At 68.2% G+C, this 15,482-nt stretch carries 13 protein-coding genes and 1 pseudogene; 4 read left to right on the plus strand and 10 right to left on the minus strand.

Translation table 11 applies throughout. The features are described from left to right. Window positions 1-118: 118 nt before the first annotated feature. Window positions 119-1,390, minus strand: a complete 1,272-nt coding sequence (locus M2650_RS07480; protein WP_249472959.1) for a sensor histidine kinase — start codon at window positions 1,388-1,390, stop codon at window positions 119-121. 6 nt (window positions 1,391-1,396) lie between these two features. After that, window positions 1,397-2,110, minus strand: a complete 714-nt coding sequence (locus M2650_RS07485) for a response regulator transcription factor (protein ID WP_249472960.1) — start codon at window positions 2,108-2,110, stop codon at window positions 1,397-1,399. A gap of 102 nt (window positions 2,111-2,212) precedes the next feature. Between M2650_RS07485 and M2650_RS07490 the strand changes: the two genes are divergently transcribed. After that, complete coding sequence (locus M2650_RS07490; RefSeq protein WP_249472962.1) at window positions 2,213-2,557, plus strand: DMT family protein; 345 nt, start codon at window positions 2,213-2,215, stop codon at window positions 2,555-2,557. A gap of 84 nt (window positions 2,558-2,641) precedes the next feature. Here the strand turns inward: M2650_RS07490 and M2650_RS07495 are convergent, their stop codons facing one another. From M2650_RS07495 to nudE, 4 genes are all read right to left on the minus strand, one after another. Beyond that, entirely contained in the window at window positions 2,642-2,944 is a 303-nt protein-coding gene (locus M2650_RS07495) for an Mpo1-like protein (RefSeq protein ID WP_249472963.1), read from the minus strand. A gap of 118 nt (window positions 2,945-3,062) precedes the next feature. Next, window positions 3,063-3,890, minus strand: coding sequence for a nucleoside triphosphate pyrophosphohydrolase (gene mazG, locus M2650_RS07500; RefSeq protein WP_345779844.1), 828 nt, complete (start codon window positions 3,888-3,890; stop codon window positions 3,063-3,065). Between the two features lie 70 nt (window positions 3,891-3,960). Next, a complete protein-coding gene (cysQ, locus tag M2650_RS07505; RefSeq protein ID WP_249472966.1) occupies window positions 3,961-4,770 on the minus strand; it encodes a 3'(2'),5'-bisphosphate nucleotidase CysQ in 810 nt (269 codons plus the stop codon). Beyond that, complete coding sequence (gene nudE, locus M2650_RS07510; protein WP_249472968.1) at window positions 4,754-5,314, minus strand: ADP compounds hydrolase NudE; 561 nt, start codon at window positions 5,312-5,314, stop codon at window positions 4,754-4,756. The genes cysQ and nudE overlap by 17 nt, the downstream gene beginning before the upstream one ends. A gap of 53 nt (window positions 5,315-5,367) precedes the next feature. Between nudE and bioA the strand changes: the two genes are divergently transcribed. Together bioA and M2650_RS07520 are read left to right on the plus strand one after the other, a co-directional pair. Next, window positions 5,368-6,765, plus strand: coding sequence for an adenosylmethionine--8-amino-7-oxononanoate transaminase (gene bioA, locus M2650_RS07515; protein ID WP_249472970.1), 1,398 nt, complete (start codon window positions 5,368-5,370; stop codon window positions 6,763-6,765). A gap of 184 nt (window positions 6,766-6,949) precedes the next feature. Then, window positions 6,950-7,684, plus strand: coding sequence for a 16S rRNA (uracil(1498)-N(3))-methyltransferase (locus M2650_RS07520; protein ID WP_249472972.1), 735 nt, complete (start codon window positions 6,950-6,952; stop codon window positions 7,682-7,684). Between the two features lie 11 nt (window positions 7,685-7,695). On the opposite strand, the gene M2650_RS07525 is transcribed toward M2650_RS07520, so the two are convergent. From M2650_RS07525 to M2650_RS16595, 3 genes are read right to left on the minus strand one after another with little or no spacing between them, the layout of a single operon-like run. Beyond that, window positions 7,696-8,163, minus strand: coding sequence for a chemotaxis protein CheW (locus M2650_RS07525; RefSeq protein ID WP_249472975.1), 468 nt, complete (start codon window positions 8,161-8,163; stop codon window positions 7,696-7,698). A gap of 54 nt (window positions 8,164-8,217) precedes the next feature. After that, window positions 8,218-9,615 carry a chemotaxis protein CheB gene (locus M2650_RS16540; protein ID WP_249472977.1) on the minus strand — a complete coding sequence of 466 codons (1,398 nt, stop codon included), beginning with the start codon at window positions 9,613-9,615 and terminating at the stop codon, window positions 8,218-8,220. Continuing rightward, entirely contained in the window at window positions 9,602-11,965 is a 2,364-nt protein-coding gene (locus M2650_RS16595; RefSeq protein WP_425602534.1) for a response regulator, read from the minus strand. Before M2650_RS16595 ends, M2650_RS16540 begins: the two co-directional genes overlap by 14 nt. A 206-nt stretch (window positions 11,966-12,171) precedes the next feature. Here M2650_RS16595 and M2650_RS16600 point away from each other — a divergent pair, with 206 nt between their 5' ends. Beyond that, a complete protein-coding gene (locus M2650_RS16600) occupies window positions 12,172-12,879 on the plus strand; it encodes a pentapeptide repeat-containing protein (RefSeq protein WP_425602535.1) in 708 nt (235 codons plus the stop codon). On the opposite strand, the pseudogene M2650_RS16605 reads toward M2650_RS16600, so the two are convergent. Next, a pseudogene (locus M2650_RS16605) lies at window positions 12,812-15,460 on the minus strand (Hpt domain-containing protein); the annotation flags it as partial. The gene M2650_RS16600 and the pseudogene M2650_RS16605 sit on opposite strands and share 68 nt — an antisense overlap. Window positions 15,461-15,482 lie beyond the last annotated feature (22 nt).

The following is a 15,482-nucleotide window of genomic DNA, read 5'->3' on the forward strand; positions in this document are numbered from 1 at the left end:
GCCTTGGCCCACCATCGCAGCACAACACGCCGAGCGGATGTTCGCAGGCGAGTCCGAAGCGCCCTGCGCCGATATTCGTTATCGACTTTGGAGATCAGGATGGTGGGCCAAGGCCCACCTACGCGAAGGCGATGGTCGCCGTGGTGCCTTCGCCAGGCGCGCTGACCAGGGTGACCGGCCAGCCGAAGCGCTCGCCGAGCCGACGCACGATCGACAGGCCAATGCCTTTGCCGACCGGATGCTGCTGGTCGGCGCGGTAGAACGGCTCGAACGCCTTGTCCAGTTCTTCGCGGCTCATGCCGATGCCGGTGTCGCGCACCACGATGCGGTCGCTTCCGATCCGCACCTCGATGCGTCCCTCGTCGGTGAACTGGCAGGCGTTGCCGAGCAGGTTGCCGACCATCACCCCGAGCACGCGCGGCGGCGCATGCAGCCGCGGCGATGCGTCCTCGATCACGTCCAATTGCACCGACTTGCCGGCCAGCAGCGGGCGCACGTTGACCACTTCCTCGTAGACCACGTCGCGGACGCTGAAGTCCTCGCTCTGCGGCGCCACGTCGGCTTCGCGCGCGAGCACCAGGAACGCGTCGATCACCGCTTCCATATCGCGTCCGGCGAATTGCACGCGCTGCAGCGAGCGGTGCGTGCGCGGCGGCAGGTCGGGATCGGCCAGCAGCAGGTCCGAAGCCACGCGGATCACGGTCAGCGGCGTGCGCAGTTCGTGGCTGGCGTCGCGCGTGAACGCGCGCTCGCGCGCGACGAAGGCGCCGACGCGCACCGCCAGGTCGTGCAGCGCATTGGCCAGCTGCCTGACTTCGCCTTCGAGCGCGGCGGGCAGCCGTTCGGGCGCGAGCCGGCCGGCATCGGGTTGGCGCGGATCCCAGCGCGCGACCTCGCGCGCAAGCCATGACACGGGTTCGACCAACTTGCGCGACGTGCGATACGTCAGCCAGGTCACCGCATAGAGCACCAGCAACGCCAGCCCGGTCGGCACCACGCCCAGCCACAAAGTGAGCTCGTCGACGAAGCCTTCGTTGTAAACCAGGTACAGACGGCCCGCGGGACGCTCGTCCACGTACACCGCCTGGTTGCGCCCGGGCATTTCGTGGAAACCGGCGCCGAATCCCTTTATCTCCGATGGCAACGTGTCGGCGTTCGCGCCGCGCGGCACCACGTAACCCTTGACCACGATGCCCAGCGGCTGCGCCCGCTGCGGATCGCGTTCCCACGACTGCCAGTATTCGGCGGACTGCGACTGCAGCCGCCGCTCCAGCAGGTTGCGCTTGAGCACCGCGTTGATCGCGAACACGCCGATCACGATCACCACGCTGGCGATGACCGCCTGCAGCACGAAGGCGCGCTTGAACTTGCGGGACAGCGCCTGCGGCATGGCGGATCAGGCGGGCGGGTGTTCGATGTCCGCGATGCGATAGCCGGCGCTTTGCACGGTATGCAGCAACGGCCGGTCGAACGGCTTGTCGATGGTCTTGCGCAGGTTGTACAGATGGCTGCGCAAGGTGTCCGAATCCGGCAGGCCGTTGCCCCAGATTTCGCGCTCGATCTCCTGGCGGCTGACCACGCGCGGCGATTCGCGCATCAGGATCGTCAGCAGCTTCAGGCCGATCGGCGACAGCTGCAGCTCGGTGCCGCCGCGGGTGGCGCGCAGGCTGGCCGGATCGAGCACCAGGTCGGCGACCTTGAGCACTTCGGCGCCCACCTGGCGACGCTCGCGCCGGATCAGCGCGCGCAGGCGCGCTTCGAGCTCCTGGATCGCGAACGGCTTGGTCAGGTAATCGTCGGCGCCGGCGCCCAGGCCGGTGAGCTTCTCGTCGAGCGTGTCGCGCGCGGTCAGCATCAGCACCGGCGTCGATTTGCGCGCTTCTTCGCGCAGGCGGCGGCAGACTTCGATGCCGTCCAGCCGCGGCAGCATCAGGTCCAGCACGACCACGTCGTAGTTGTTTTCGGTGGCCAGGCGATAGCCATCGAGGCCGTCCGCCGCATAGTCGACCTCGAAACCGCGGCCTTCCAGATACTCGCCGACCATTTCCGAAATATTGCGGTTGTCTTCGACGATCAATACGAGCCCGGCAGGCTCTTGTGGGTTCCTCATACCGCCCCCGTTCCTTCAGCTTTGTGAAAGGTGCCAATGGCCCGGTCGAGACGACGTGAAGACGTACCCGCTACGCTATTCATGACCCTGAAGGAACCCGCCATGTCCCCCGAACGACTGCTGCCTGTCCTGCTGCTGCTGGGCTCGAACATCTTCATGACTTTCGCCTGGTATGGGCACCTGAAATACAAGACCACGCCCCTGTTCTGGGCGATCCTGGCCAGCTGGGGCATCGCCTTCTTCGAATACTGCCTGCAGGTGCCGGCCAACCGCATGGGCAGCGCGATCTATTCGGCGCCGCAGCTCAAAGGCATGCAGGAGGTGATCACGCTGCTGGTCTTCGCGGCGTTCTCGGCCGGCTATCTGGGCCAGCCGTTGAAGTGGAACCATTGGGCCGGTTTTGCGCTGATCGCGGTAGCGGCCTGGCTGATCTTCATGGAACCGTAGGGTGGGCCTTGGCCGACCATCGCAACTTCGCACATTCGCCGCGATCATCCGGCGGAACGACGGTGGGCCAAGGCCCACCCTACGTCAGAATTTAATCTTTCCGGCAATGATGTCCTTGAACATCACCCAGTCGCCCATGAACGAATACAGCGGATGCTTGAAGGTAGCCGGCCGGTTCTTCTCGAAGAAGAAATGGCCGATCCAGGCGAAACCGTAGCCGCAAAACAAAGCCGCCAGCAGCCACCAGCCATTGCGCTGCACGATGGCGACCGCCACCAGCGCAAGCACGCCGCAACTGCCGATGAAGTGCAAGCGGCGGCTGACGGTGTTGCGGTGTTCGCTGAGATAGAACGGATAGAACTCGCGGAAACTGGTGAAGCGGCTCATATCCCTCCTCCGATGCGGCGACTCTGTGGGAGCGGCTTTGGCCGCGAGCTTTTCAAGAATCGCAGACCAGGAACCAAGAGCTCGCGGCTAAAGCCGCTCCCACAAAAAGCCTGGTACCTCAGCTCGATTTTTCGGCGGCCTTGGCCCGGCCCCAATAGCGATCCTGCATCTCCAGCGGCAAACCCGCAAGCGGCGTGCCGTCGGCCTGCGCGAGGGCCTCCATGGCGCGGAAACGGCGCTCGAATTTGAGGTTGGCGCGGCGCAGCGCGGTGCCGACGTCGACCTTCGCATGGCGGGCCAGATTGGCGCAGACGAACAGCAGATCGCCGATTTCGTCTTCCAGCCGGTACTGCGCGCTGGCGTCGCCCGGATGTTCGGCCAGCGCGGCGAACTCGGCGCGGACTTCCTCGATCTCCTCGTGCAGCTTCTCGATCACCGGCGCGGGGCCCGGCCAATCGAACCCGACTTTCGCCGCACGGTTTTGCAGCTTCACCGCGCGCTGCCATTCCGGCATGCCGCGCGCGATGCCGGCCAGCGCGGAAGCGTCTTCGTCGCCCTTGGCTTCGCGCTCGCGGCGTTTGTGCTCTTCCCAGGCCAACGTTTGCGCCGCGGCATCAGCGACCGCTTCGTCACCGAAGACATGCGGATGGCGCCGGGTCATCTTGTCGCCGATCGCGGCCGCCACATCGGCGAACGCGAACGCGCCCTGCTCTTCCGCCATGCGCGCATGGAACACGACCTGCAGCAACAGGTCGCCGAGTTCGTCCTTCAGCGCATGCAGATCGTTGCGGTCGATCGCGTCGGCGACTTCGTAGGCTTCCTCGATGGTGTATGGCGCGATCGTGGCGAAGGTCTGTTCGACGTCCCAGGGACAGCCGTTCTCCGGGTCGCGCAGGCGGGCCATGATGTCGAGCAGGCGTTGGATGTCGTGTATTCGCTCGGTCACGTTTGCTGCTCCGAAGGCTTGCGCTTTGCTTTCAAGCCGTCATTCCCGCGAAGGCGGGAATGACGGCTTTTCAGAGCCAGTCCCGCCACGGCAACGCGGTATCGCCCAACGCCAAAAAATCGCCATTGAGAATGGTATCGCGCTGGTTGTAGCGCAAGGGCCTTCCCTTGGGATCGATCACGCAGCCGCCGGCCGCTTCCAGGATGCACTGCCCCGCCGCGGTATCCCACTCGCTGGTCGGCCCGAAACGCGGATAGACATCCATGCCGCCTTCTGCGAGCCGGCAGAATTTGAGCGAGGAGCCCAGCGCCACCGTTTCGACCTCGCCGATGCGCGACATCAGCGCCTCGGTGCGCAGGTCGCGGTGCGAGCGGCTGGCTGCCACGCGCAGCGGCGCCGTGGCCGGCATGCGTACGGCGACCGGCGTTTCGTTATCGCCATCGCGGCGGAAAGCGCCGCGCCCGAGCTGCGCATGCCACAGCTGGCCGGTGACCGGCGCCTGGATCACGCCGAAGACGGGAACGCCTTCGTCGATCAACGCGATGTTGACGGTGAATTCGCCGTTGCGCTTGACGAACTCGCGGGTGCCGTCGAGCGGATCGACCAGCCAGAGCCGGCGCCACGCGCGGCGCTCGGCGGTCGGCGTCTCTTCGGCGGCCTCTTCGGAGAGCGTCGGAATGTCCGGCGCAAGCCGCGCCAGTCCGGCGACGATGCAACGGTGCGCGGCCAGGTCGGCGGCGGTCAGCGGGCTCGCATCGGATTTGCGCTCCACATCGAAAGCGCTTTCGTAGACTTCGAGTATGGCCGCAGCGGCTTCGCGCGCGAGCGCGATCACGCCTTCGCGCAGGCTGTCACCGATCCGGTCAGCGTTCGCCGGCATCGCCCTGCCTCAGCCATTCGCGGGCGATGAACAACGCGGCGATCGAGCGGCCTTCGGAAAAATCCTCGCGCAAGATCAGTTGGTGCAAATCGTCGAGCTTCCACGGCACCACTTCCAGTTCCTCCGGTTCGTCGCCGGGCAGGCGTTCGGGATACAGGTCGCGCGCGACGACGAGCGCGGTCTGGTGGCTCATATAGGTCGGCGCCAGCGACAGCGAGCGCAGCACGACGAGCGAACGCGCGCCGTAGCCGGCTTCCTCTTTCAGTTCGCGGTCGGCCGCCTGCTCCGGCGTCTCGCCGGCGTCGATCCGGCCCTTGACCAGGCCCAGTTCGTAACGATGCACGCCGGCCGCGTACTCGCGCACCAGCAGCACGGTCTCGTCGTCGAGCATCGGCACCACCGCCACCGCGCCATGGCCGCGGCCGTGCAGGCGCTCGAAGCTACGGCGCTCGCCGTTGCCGAACTCGAGGTCCAGCCGCTCCATGCGGTACGGCCCGGCGTCGTGTTCGGTGATGCCGTGGATGGTGGGCAGGCGGCGCGTCATCGCGGCCTTCCTGCGGTTCGGCAAGCGGCGGCCCGGCAAGCGATAATGCGGGAATGGGCGAAAACAGAATCCATGATCCAGCGATGATAGCGGACGCCGAGCACTGGCGTACGCGCGACCTCGCGGTGCTGTGGCACCCGTGCACGCAGATGCGCGAGCATCCGGACACGCTGCCGTTGCTGCCGGTCGCCCGCGGCGACGGCGCATGGCTGGTCGGGCACGACGGGCGCCGTTATCTCGACGCGATCAGCAGTTGGTGGACCAACCTGTTCGGCCATGCCGAACCGCGCATCGCCGAGGCCATCGCCAAGCAGGCGCGGACGCTGGAACAGGTGATCCTGGCCGGCTGTTCGCACGAACCGGCGGTGGAACTGGCCGAGAAACTGCTGGCGCTGGCGCCGCGCCAGCCCGGACGCGCGCCGCTGGCCAAGGTGTTCTACGCCGACAACGGTTCGGCCGGCGTGGAAGTGGCGCTGAAGATGGCCTTCCACTGGCACCTCAACCGCGGAGAACCGCGGCGCACCAAGTTCATCGCGCTGGAAAACGGCTATCACGGCGAAACGCTGGGCGCGCTGGCGGTCGGCGACATTCCGCTGTACCGCCGCGTCTATGCGCCGCTGCTGGCGGAAGCCTTGTTCGCGCCGTCGCCCGACGCTTACCTGGCGCAGCCGGGCCAGAGCGCGGCCGGACATGCCGAAGACGCCGCCGATGCCCTCGCCCGCCTGCTCGACGACCATGTCGGCGAGGTCTGCGCGGTGATCCTGGAGCCGCGCGTGCAATGCGCCGGCGGCATGCGCATGCACGATCCCGCCTACCTGCGCCGCGCGCGCGAGCTATGCGACGTGCACGGCGCGTTCCTGATCGCCGACGAGATCGCGGTCGGTTTCGGCCGCACCGGAACGATGTTCGCCAGCGAGCAAAGCGGCGTAATGCCTGATCTCTTGTGTCTGTCCAAGGGCCTGACCGGCGGCTTCCTGCCGCTGGCGGCGGTGCTTGCCACGCAGGAGATCTACGACGGCTTCCTCGACGATTCGCGCGAACGCGCCTTCCTGCATTCGCACAGCTATACCGGCAACCCGCTCGCATGCGCGGCCGCATTGGCGTCGCTGCGCATTTTCGAAACCGACGGCGTGCTTGCACGCAACCGCACGACCGCCGCGAAGATGGCCGCGTTGGCGGCGCCTTTCGCGAACCATCCGCATGTCGCCGACGTGCGCCAGGCCGGCACGATCGTAGCCTTCGAACTCGCCCACGACGGCGGCAAACGCATTCCTTTCGACGCCGCGCAACGCGTCGGCCTGCGCGCCTATCGGGCCGCGCTGGACGGTGGCGTGTTGCTGCGCCCGCTCGGCGATGTGCTGTACTGGATGCCGCCGTATTGCATCGACGATTCCCAGCTCGAACTGCTGGCCCAAGTAACGCGCGCGGCCATCGGCGAGGCGACTGCATGACTTCCGCGATTCGCGACCCCGCTGTTGCCCCCTTTGAAAAAGGGGGCGGGCCGCGCAGCGGACCGCGGGATTTGCTTTTGATTTTGCCGTTGTTTTCGAAGCAAGCGCAGCGTCAAAAGCAAATCCCCCCTGCCCCCCTTTTTCAAAGGGGGGAACTGCAGGGTTCTACGCGGTGGTGGGGTCCATGCGCCTGACCCGCGCTTTCGTCGATATGCCGCTAGCAACCGGTCGCCGCGTAGCGCTGCCCGAATCGGCGGCCCTGCATCTTGTGCGGGTTCTGCGCCTGGTCGAAGGCGCCGCCTGCGTGCTGTTCAACGGCGACGGCCGCGATTACGACGCGCGGCTGTTGTCGGCGGGCAAACGCGGCGCGGAAGCCGAAATCGTCGCCGCACGCGAGGTCGACAACGAGTCGCCGCTACGCATCGTGCTGGTGCAGGGCGTCGCGCGCGGCGAGAAGATGGATCTGATCCTGCAGAAGGCGACCGAACTGGGCGTCGCTTCGATCGCGCCGGTATGGGCTGAGCGCACCGAAGTGAAGTTGGACGCGCAACGCGCCGAAAAACGCGTCGCGCATTGGCGCAGCGTGATCGTGTCGGCTTGCGAACAATCCGGGCGCGCGCGGGTGCCGCCGCTGGCGGCGCCGGTTTCGCTGGCCGAAGCCGCGGCGGCGCTGCCCGGCGATGCGCTCAAGCTCAGCCTCGATCCCGCCGGCGAAAACGAATCGCGCAGTTTGCAGCCGCCCGCTTCGCGCACCGTCGCGATCGCGATCGGCCCGGAAGGCGGCTGGTCGCCGCGCGACCGCGAAACGCTGCGTGCGGCCGGCTTCGCAGGCCTGCGTCTGGGTCCGCGCGTTCTGCGCACCGAAACCGCCGGTTTGGCCGCCATCGCTGCGTTGCAGGCGCGTTTCGGCGACCTGTAACGCCGCCCGTTTCAGGCCGCTTGCAAGGCCTCGCCGATACGGCTTTCCACTGCGGACAGGTCCGGCAACAGCGCCGGATCCTCGCGCAGCAGCACGCGCGCCTGCACGCCGGGCGGCAGGTCGCCGCCGACGGCGTCTGCGATCAACTCGTCGCGCGCCACCGTGACCAGGCGCGGGAAGCCCTGCGTCAACAATGCGAAATAGGGCATCTTCGGATCGCCGCCGAGCGCTTTGAGCACCAGCACCTTGTTGCCCAGCGCCGCCGATTCGTCGGAAATGCCGGCCATGCGCGCGAATGCGATCAGCGGCAAGCGCCAGCCGCGCCAGCGGATGCGGCCCAGCAACCATTCCGGCGCGTTCTCGACCCGTTCGGGCTCGGCGTACGACAACACTTCGGCGATGGTGGCGTTGGGCAGCAGCAGCCGCGCGCCCGCTACCTGGATCAAGACGCCGCGGATGTCGTTAGTGGTGCTGGCCATCGTTCTTCCTCGTGCCGCAGATCAAGAGCTTGCGGCCGAAGCCGCTCCTACGCATCAGGCCGGCCAGCGCTCGGCCAGGCGCTCGGCCAGCGCCGCCGGCAATCCCGCTTCGCCGCCGCGCGCTACCACGTCGTTGGCGGCGGCGGGTTCGAAACAGCCTTCCGCCGACTGCCCGGCCACCAACGCGCCTGCGGCCGCCAGGCGCATGATCGGGTCGACCGTGGCGACATCGCCGCCGCTGAGCACGACGATCGCGCTGTCGTTGGCCGGCAATGCGCCGAACACGTCGGCCGAACCGCTGAACACCAGATCGGCGGCCTTCCTGGCCAGGCCCAGCGAGGGCGGCACGACATAGACATTGCCCGCTTCGAGCACCGTGTCCGCCGCGGCCAGTTGCACCGGCATCGCCGACGCGCGCGCCATCTGGCCGACCAGCTTGTCGTATTGGCCGCCATCGAGGCGTTGCAGGATCAGCACCGGGCGCGGAAAACCTTCGGGCAGGCCTTTTAGCAATTGCCGCACCGCATCGGGTCCGCCCAGGCCTGCCAGCAGCAGCACCGCGCCGCGTTGCGGCCCGTGTCCGTAGCTGTCGGTGTCGGCCAGCGACAAGCCGGCGATGCGGCGCTCGAGTTCTTCGATGTTCGTGGTTGCGACGGACGCGGAACGGCTGGCGCCAACCCTCGTTTCGCCGTCGTCCAGGCTCCATTCGCCGGCCTTGATGGTGCGCGGCGCCACGGCGGCGGGAATCTCCGCCGGAGCGTCGCCGCTACCGGTGCTGCTGAGGAATTCGTCGAGGCCGATGATCGTGTCCTGCGTCGCATCGCGCGGCGCGCGGGACTCGCCGCCCATGTCGAAGCTGTTGAAATCGATGGCGCCGAAATCGCCGGCATCCGTTTCCAGCAGCTCGGCATCCACCTGGTCGACTTCGGCCAGGCCGATGCCGACCGCGTCGACCGGCAACGCCTCGGCGTGCGTGCCGGCATCGCCGACGTATTCGCCGAAAGACGCCTCGGCATGATGCTGTTGCGGCGTGGTCGGCAGGCCCGGCTGCGGGTAGATGTCGTCGGCCTCGGTCTGGCCCGGCGGCAATACGTCGTCATGGCCGTACAGCTTGGCCTGCAGATGCCGCGACCAGCGCGCCGCGTCCCAGCCTTCGCGGCGCGCGGCAAGTTCGGCTTCGTCGAAGATGACGGTGATGGCGGGGTCGCCGAGCACCGCATCGAAACGTTCCAACTGCGCCTCGGTCGCCGGGTCGAGCGCGACCAGCAGGCTGTCGGGCTGCGCTGCGATCACCGCATCGACCGCGATGCTGGACGGGTCGGCGATCAGCACCACTTCGGCGCCGGCTTGCTGCAGGGCGTCGCGCAGGCGATCGCTGGCCGCGCCCGGCTGCGCCAGCAGTACCGCGCGCCGTTGCGCGCCGCGCGCAACCGATGGTTTAGGCGTGGTCACGGGTCAGCCCCAGCAGGTCGAACACGTTGCGCATCAGTTCCTGTTCCTGATACGGCTTGCCCAGGTAGCGCTCCACGCCGATGTCGAAGGCGCGCTGGCGGTGCTTCTCGCCGGTGCGCGAAGTGATCATCGCGATCGGGACGTTGCGCAGGCGCGGATCGAGCTTCATCGTGGTCGCCAGCTCGTAGCCGTCCATGCGCGGCATTTCGATGTCGAGCAGCATCAGGTCGGGCACGCGCTCGGTCATGCGTTCCAGCGCGTCCAGGCCGTCCTTGGCGGTGATCACTTCGAAGTTGTGGCGTTCCAGCACGCGGCCGGTCACCTTGCGCATGGTCACCGAGTCGTCGACCACCATCACCAGCGGCACGCCGCGTTCGGGCGCTGCGGGCATGGCGACCGGTTCGCGCGGCGCAGCGACATGGCGGCGCACCAACGGCGCGATGTCCAGGATCACCACCACGCTGCCGTCGCCCATGATCGTGGCGCCGAAAATGCCCGGCACCGATGCGACCTGCGGACCGACCGGCTTCACCACGATTTCGCGGTTGCCCAGCACCTGGTCGATGCTCACCGCCGCGCGCAGATCGCCGGAGCGGATCAGCAGCAGCGGCACCTGCATCTGGCCCTCGGCCTTGGCCGGAGCGTGGCCGAGCAAGCTGCCCAGGTCGTGCAGCACGTAATCTTCGCCGCCGTAGCGGTAGCTCGCGTCGGCGGCGCCGAGCTGTTCGCGCTCGATGCGGCCCACGCCGCGCACCGAAGCGATCGGCACCGCGAAGCTGGTTTCGCCGATGCGCACGAACACCGCCTGCGTCACCGCCAGCGTCTGCGGCAGGCGCATCGTGAAGGTGACGCCCTGCTTGGGCCGGGAGGCGATATCGAGCGCGCCGCCGAGCTGGCGCACTTCGCTGTGCACCACGTCCATGCCGACGCCGCGGCCGGCCAGATGGCTGACCGCATCGGCGGTGGAGAAGCCAGATTCCAGGATCAACGTGTCGAGGTCGGCATCGGCCAATATCGCGTCCGCGCGTACCAAGCCGCGCTCTTCCGCGCGCTTGCGGATCGCCTGGCGGTTGAGGCCGGCGCCGTCGTCGGCCACTTCCAGCACGACTTCGGAACCTTCGCGGCGCATCGAGATGCGCACCGTGCCTTCTTCCGGCTTGCCGGCCTTGCGGCGTTGCTGCGGCGTTTCCAGCCCGTGCGCGACGGCGTTGCGCAGCATGTGCTCCAGCGGCGCGGTCATGCGCTCGAGCACGTTGCGGTCGAGTTCGCCCTGCGCGCCTTCCAGCTTGAGTTGCACCTGCTTGCCGGTTTCGCTCGCCGCCTGGCGGATCACGCGGCGCAGGCGCGGCACCAGCGCATCGAAAGGCACCATGCGCGTGCGCATCAGGCCTTCCTGCAATTCCGAGCTCACGCGCGACTGTTGCAGCAGCAGCGTTTCGTACTGGCGGGTCAGGTCCTCCATCGACTGCTGCAGGCTCGCCAAGTCGGCCGCGGACTCGCCGAGGCCGCGCGACAGCTGTTGCAGGGTCGAGAAGCGGTCGAGCTCGAGCGGATCGAAGGTCTGGTCCGAAGCCTCGTGCTCGCGCTGGTAGCGGGCGATGATCTGCGCTTCGGTTTCGATGTCCAGGCGGCGCAGCTGGTCGCGCAGGCGCGCGTTGGTCTGCTCCATTTCGCCCATCGCCGCGCGGAACGCGCCGAGCTGCTGTTCCAGGCGGGCGCGATAGATCGCGACCTCGCCGGCGTAGTTCACCAGGCGGTCGAGCAGGTCGGCGCGGATGCGCACTTGTTCTTGCGGCGCGCGCACCGCGATGTCGTCTTCGTCGCTCTGCGTGGTATCGATCGGGGCCGACAACGGCTTGAGGTCGACTGCGGGTTCGGACGCGGGCGCGGAATTCCTGGACGCGGCGGCGCTCTGCGCGACGACGAGGGTTTCGCCGCGGGCGCGGGCGTCGAATTCTTCGATCAGCCCGGTGGGCGTGGCCACCGCGCGGCGCGCGGCGACGCGGCCGATCATGGCGTGCAGGCGGTCGAAGCCGCGCTCGAGCAGCGGCACACCGTCGCGGCCGAGTTCGCAGCGGTGTTCGGCCACGGCCTCGAGCAACGTTTCCATCGCATGGCCGAGTTCGCCCACGGCCATGATGCCGGCCATGCGCGCGCCGCCTTTCAGCGTATGCAGATCGCGCTGCAGGCCGACCAGCGGTTCGCGGTCTTCCGGCGCTTCGCGCAGCTTGGCGAGCAGGCCGTCGGCGTGATCGAGGATGTCTCCGCCTTCTTCGACGAAGATGTCGACCAGCTCCGGATCCAGATCGGTGAGATCCAAGGCCTCGTCCGGATCTTCGGCCGCGGCCATGACGCCCGCCAGCAGATTCGCAACCGCAGTGTCGTCTTCCGTCTCCGATTCGGCTTCCGCCGCTTCGGCGGCAAGACGTTCGGCCTCGAGGCGCTCGGCCTCTGCACGGGCCGCTTCGGCACGCTCGGCTTCGATGCGAGCCGCTTCGGCGCTTTCGGCTTCCGCCGCTTCGGCGGCAAGACGTTCGGCTTCGAGGCGCTCGGCCTCTGCACGGGCCGCTTCGGCACGCTCGGCTTCCAGACGTTCGGCTTCGATGCGGGCCGCTTCGGCGCGCTCGGCTTCGAGGCGCTCGGCTTCGAGGCGCTCGGCTTCGAGGCGCTCGGCTTCGAGGCGATCGGCTTCGAGGCGATCGGCTTCGATGCGAGCGGCCTCCGCGCGTTCGGCTTCCAATTTCTGCTCGTTCGCGATCCGGTCGGCTTCGGCGTACTCGGCTTCAAGGCGAGCGTATTCGGCTTCTTCCTCGGCGATGCGCGCCGCTTCGAGCCGTTCTGCTTCGGCGCGCTCGGCGGCATGGCGCTCGGCCTCCGTCTGCTCGGCGGCGACGCGCGCGGCTTCCAAGCGCTCGGCCTCGATGCGTTCGGCCTCCAGCAGCGCGGCTTCGATCTGCGCCAGCTCGGCGCGTTCGGCCTCGATCTGTTCGACGGCGATGCGCTCTGCCTCGCCAGCGACGGCATCCGCCTCCTCGCTCATGTCGACGGCGGGGATTTCCTCGTCGAGCCCGAAGATGGAGACGCTCGGTTCGGGCAAGCTGTCGCGCAGGTCGATCAGGCGTACGGCCAGCAGGGTCTGCACCGGCACCGTCGAAGCCGGACTGGTCAGGCCGTCGACGGTCGCGCGGATTTGCGCCGACAGTTCCGACAAGGCGGCGACGCCCTCGGCTTCCGGCACGCTGCCCGCGGCCAGCAGGCGCTTGATGTAGGCCTCGGCCGGCAGCGTCGCATCGACGATTTCCGGCACTTCGGTCATCGCGAAGGCGCCGTTCATGGTGTGGATCGCACGCAGCAGGGCATCATCGGCCGGCTGCGGCGATACGCGCGAGCGTTCCAGCCAGGCATCGACTGTCTGCAGATGGCCGTCCACTTCGACGGCGAGGATCTCCAGCAACACCGGATCCACTTTTACCGCGCGGTGCTCGACTGGAGCGGCGCCCAGCGCTGCGGATTCTTCTTCCGAGCTTTCCAGCACGATCTCTTCGATCGCGTCCTCGTCGAATACGGGCGGCGCGGCCTTGGGCGCGGCATCGGCCGCGGAAGGCGTGTAGTGCGCTTCCTCGCCCGCCGCCAGGCGATCGGCGACGGCTTCGATGCCGGCCAGGTTCGCAGCCAGCGGCGCGGCGCCGCTCAGCGCAGCATGCAATTGCGGCAGCGTGTTGAAAGCGTGGTCGACCAGCGCCAGCACCGCCGGCGTCGCCGGGCGCGAGCCGTCGAGCACGCGGTTGAGCATGTTCTCCACTTTCCAGCTGAATTCGCCCAGCACGCGCGCGCCGACCAGGCGGCCGCTGCCCTTGAGCGTGTGGAAAACGCGCCGGATCGGACGCAGCCGGTCGAGCTGGTCGGGCTGCTCGCGCCATTGCGGCAGCAACTGGCCCAGGTTGGCGATCTCTTCCTCGAATTCTTCCAAGAAGACTTCGCGGATCTCGTCGTCGATCTCGTCGTTGCTGAAATCGAAACCGCCGCTGCCGGCCTCGACCCCCTGGCGGTCCGGCATGGCTGCGGCGACATCGGCCGGAGCGGCATCGCCGGCGACGATCTCGTCGATCCGGTCCATGGTCTCGTCCTGCACCACGGCCACCGATTCTTCCTGCGGCAGCGGCCAGTAACGCAGCGATTCCAGGCTCTGACGGGTGATCGCGAGGATCTCGTCGGAATTCTGGCGGCGGTCGCGGATCGCTTCGAGGTAGTACTCCAGGCTGGCCAGCGCATCGGCCAGCGTGTCGAGCTGGCGGCCGTTGGGCACGCGCTTGCGCGACAGCAGTTCGGCCTCGGTGTAGCGGCGCACGCCTTCCAGGTAGTTCGCGGGCTCGGGCAACTCGAGCATGCGCAGCGCGCCGGACACTTCGGCGAGCAGGCGCGGCACTTCGCCCAGCTGCGCGTGGTCCCAATTGGTTTCGACGAAGGCGACGAATCCCTGGCGCGCGTCGGCGAAATTGGCGATCGCCTCGCGCACCAGCACTTCCAGCACCTTGTGCGATTCGTTGGCGATCAGGTCGTCCTGCTCGCCGCCCATGCCCGACTGGCCCAGGCGCGCGACCTGGTCGTCGAGCGAGGCGTCGACGTACAGCAGCGCGCCGGCGACGTCGAGCAAGGCGTCCTCATCGGTGGGGCGCTCGCCCGAAGTCAGTTCGCGCAGCGCATCGCGCTGCTGCAGCACCACGTCGCGGGCGACGCCCAGGCCGAGCATGCCGAGCGTATCGGCGACGCGGTCCAGGGCGACGACTTGCGGCTGCAGCTCGCCCGCATCGCTGCGGTTGGTGCGCAGGTGCAGGTCGAGCGCATCCTTGATGCGCAGCAGGTCTTCTTTGATCGCACCGGCGACGGTGTCCAGCAGCGCGCGGTTGCGTCCGCTCAGGCTGCCGCGCGCGTGCGCGAGTTCGGACTCGCTCGGCGTTTCGCCGACCAGGCCGAACGTGGCGCGCAGCGCATCCAGCGCCGGGTGCGGTTCGGTGGCTTGAGCGACGTGATAGAGCAGCTGGCGCGTGGATTCGAGCTGCGAGTTCGGCGCGCGTGCGCCGCCGTCGCCGTCGCCGAATTCGCGGCGGGCTTCGCGTTCCACGCTTCCGAAAGCCTCGCGCAGCGAATAGGCGCCGCCGAGGCCGCCGTCGCGCAACGCGGCCGCGGTTTCGGTGGCCACCCACAGCATGCGGCGCGCGGCCGGCTCGCTGGCCAGGCCGAGCAGGCCCTGCAGCGATTGCGCCAGCGTGGCGTAATCGCCCGGCGTGCCTTCCGTCCAGCCCGCGAGCGATTCGCGCAGGTCGGCGAGCAGCGGTTGCGCGTCGGTTTCGCGCTGCCGTCCCGGCGCGTCGATCGGCGCCGGCAGCGTGACCGGCAGCGGGCGGTCGAGATCGGGCGCGAACAGCACGCTTTCGCTCAACCCCTTCTCGCCGCGCGCGCCGCGCAGTTCGTTGAGCAGCGGCAGCAGGACGATCGGGATGTCCTTGTGCCCGCCCTGCAGGCGTTCCAGATAATCGGGCAGCAGCACCACGCCGCGCATCAGACTGGTGCAGGCCTCGTCGCGGTTGCTTACCTGGCCGGAGGCGATCGCCTTGGCCAGCGCTTCCATCTCTTCGGCCACCATCGCCGGCGCATACAGCTCTACCATCCGCAGCGTGCCCTGCACCTGGTGCAGGAAGCCGGCGGCGAAGCGCATGCGGCTGGGGTCGGCGGGATCTTCGGCGTAGCCTTCGATCTCGTGCTGCGTCTGGCGCAGCGTCTCGTCGAGCTCGGGTTTGACCCAGCCCAGCGTGGTGTAGTCGATCGCGTCGCGCAAAGCCGTCATCGCCTATGCCTCCAGGCGAGCG

Source organism: Luteimonas galliterrae, from assembly GCF_023374055.1.
In the GTDB taxonomy this organism is placed as follows: domain Bacteria; phylum Pseudomonadota; class Gammaproteobacteria; order Xanthomonadales; family Xanthomonadaceae; genus Luteimonas_C; species Luteimonas_C galliterrae.

What these genes read in the sequence shown, in the direction of transcription:
- M2650_RS07490 (WP_249472962.1), top strand. Translation starts at nt 2,213, where the DNA reads ATGTCCCCCGAACGACTGCTGCCTGTCCTGCTGCTGCTGGGCTCGAAC.
- M2650_RS07495 (WP_249472963.1), bottom strand. Translation starts at nt 2,944, where the DNA reads ATGAGCCGCTTCACCAGTTTCCGCGAGTTCTATCCGTTCTATCTCAGC.
- M2650_RS07480 (WP_249472959.1), bottom strand. Translation starts at nt 1,390, where the DNA reads ATGCCGCAGGCGCTGTCCCGCAAGTTCAAGCGCGCCTTCGTGCTGCAG.
- M2650_RS07485 (WP_249472960.1), bottom strand. Translation starts at nt 2,110, where the DNA reads ATGAGGAACCCACAAGAGCCTGCCGGGCTCGTATTGATCGTCGAAGAC.
- bioA (WP_249472970.1), top strand. Translation starts at nt 5,368, where the DNA reads ATGGGCGAAAACAGAATCCATGATCCAGCGATGATAGCGGACGCCGAG.
- M2650_RS07525 (WP_249472975.1), bottom strand. Translation starts at nt 8,163, where the DNA reads ATGGCCAGCACCACTAACGACATCCGCGGCGTCTTGATCCAGGTAGCG.
- M2650_RS07520 (WP_249472972.1), top strand. Translation starts at nt 6,950, where the DNA reads ATGCGCCTGACCCGCGCTTTCGTCGATATGCCGCTAGCAACCGGTCGC.
- cysQ (WP_249472966.1), bottom strand. Translation starts at nt 4,770, where the DNA reads ATGCCGGCGAACGCTGACCGGATCGGTGACAGCCTGCGCGAAGGCGTG.
- M2650_RS16595 (WP_425602534.1), bottom strand. Translation starts at nt 11,965, where the DNA reads ATGGCCGCGGCCGAAGATCCGGACGAGGCCTTGGATCTCACCGATCTG.
- nudE (WP_249472968.1), bottom strand. Translation starts at nt 5,314, where the DNA reads ATGACGCGCCGCCTGCCCACCATCCACGGCATCACCGAACACGACGCC.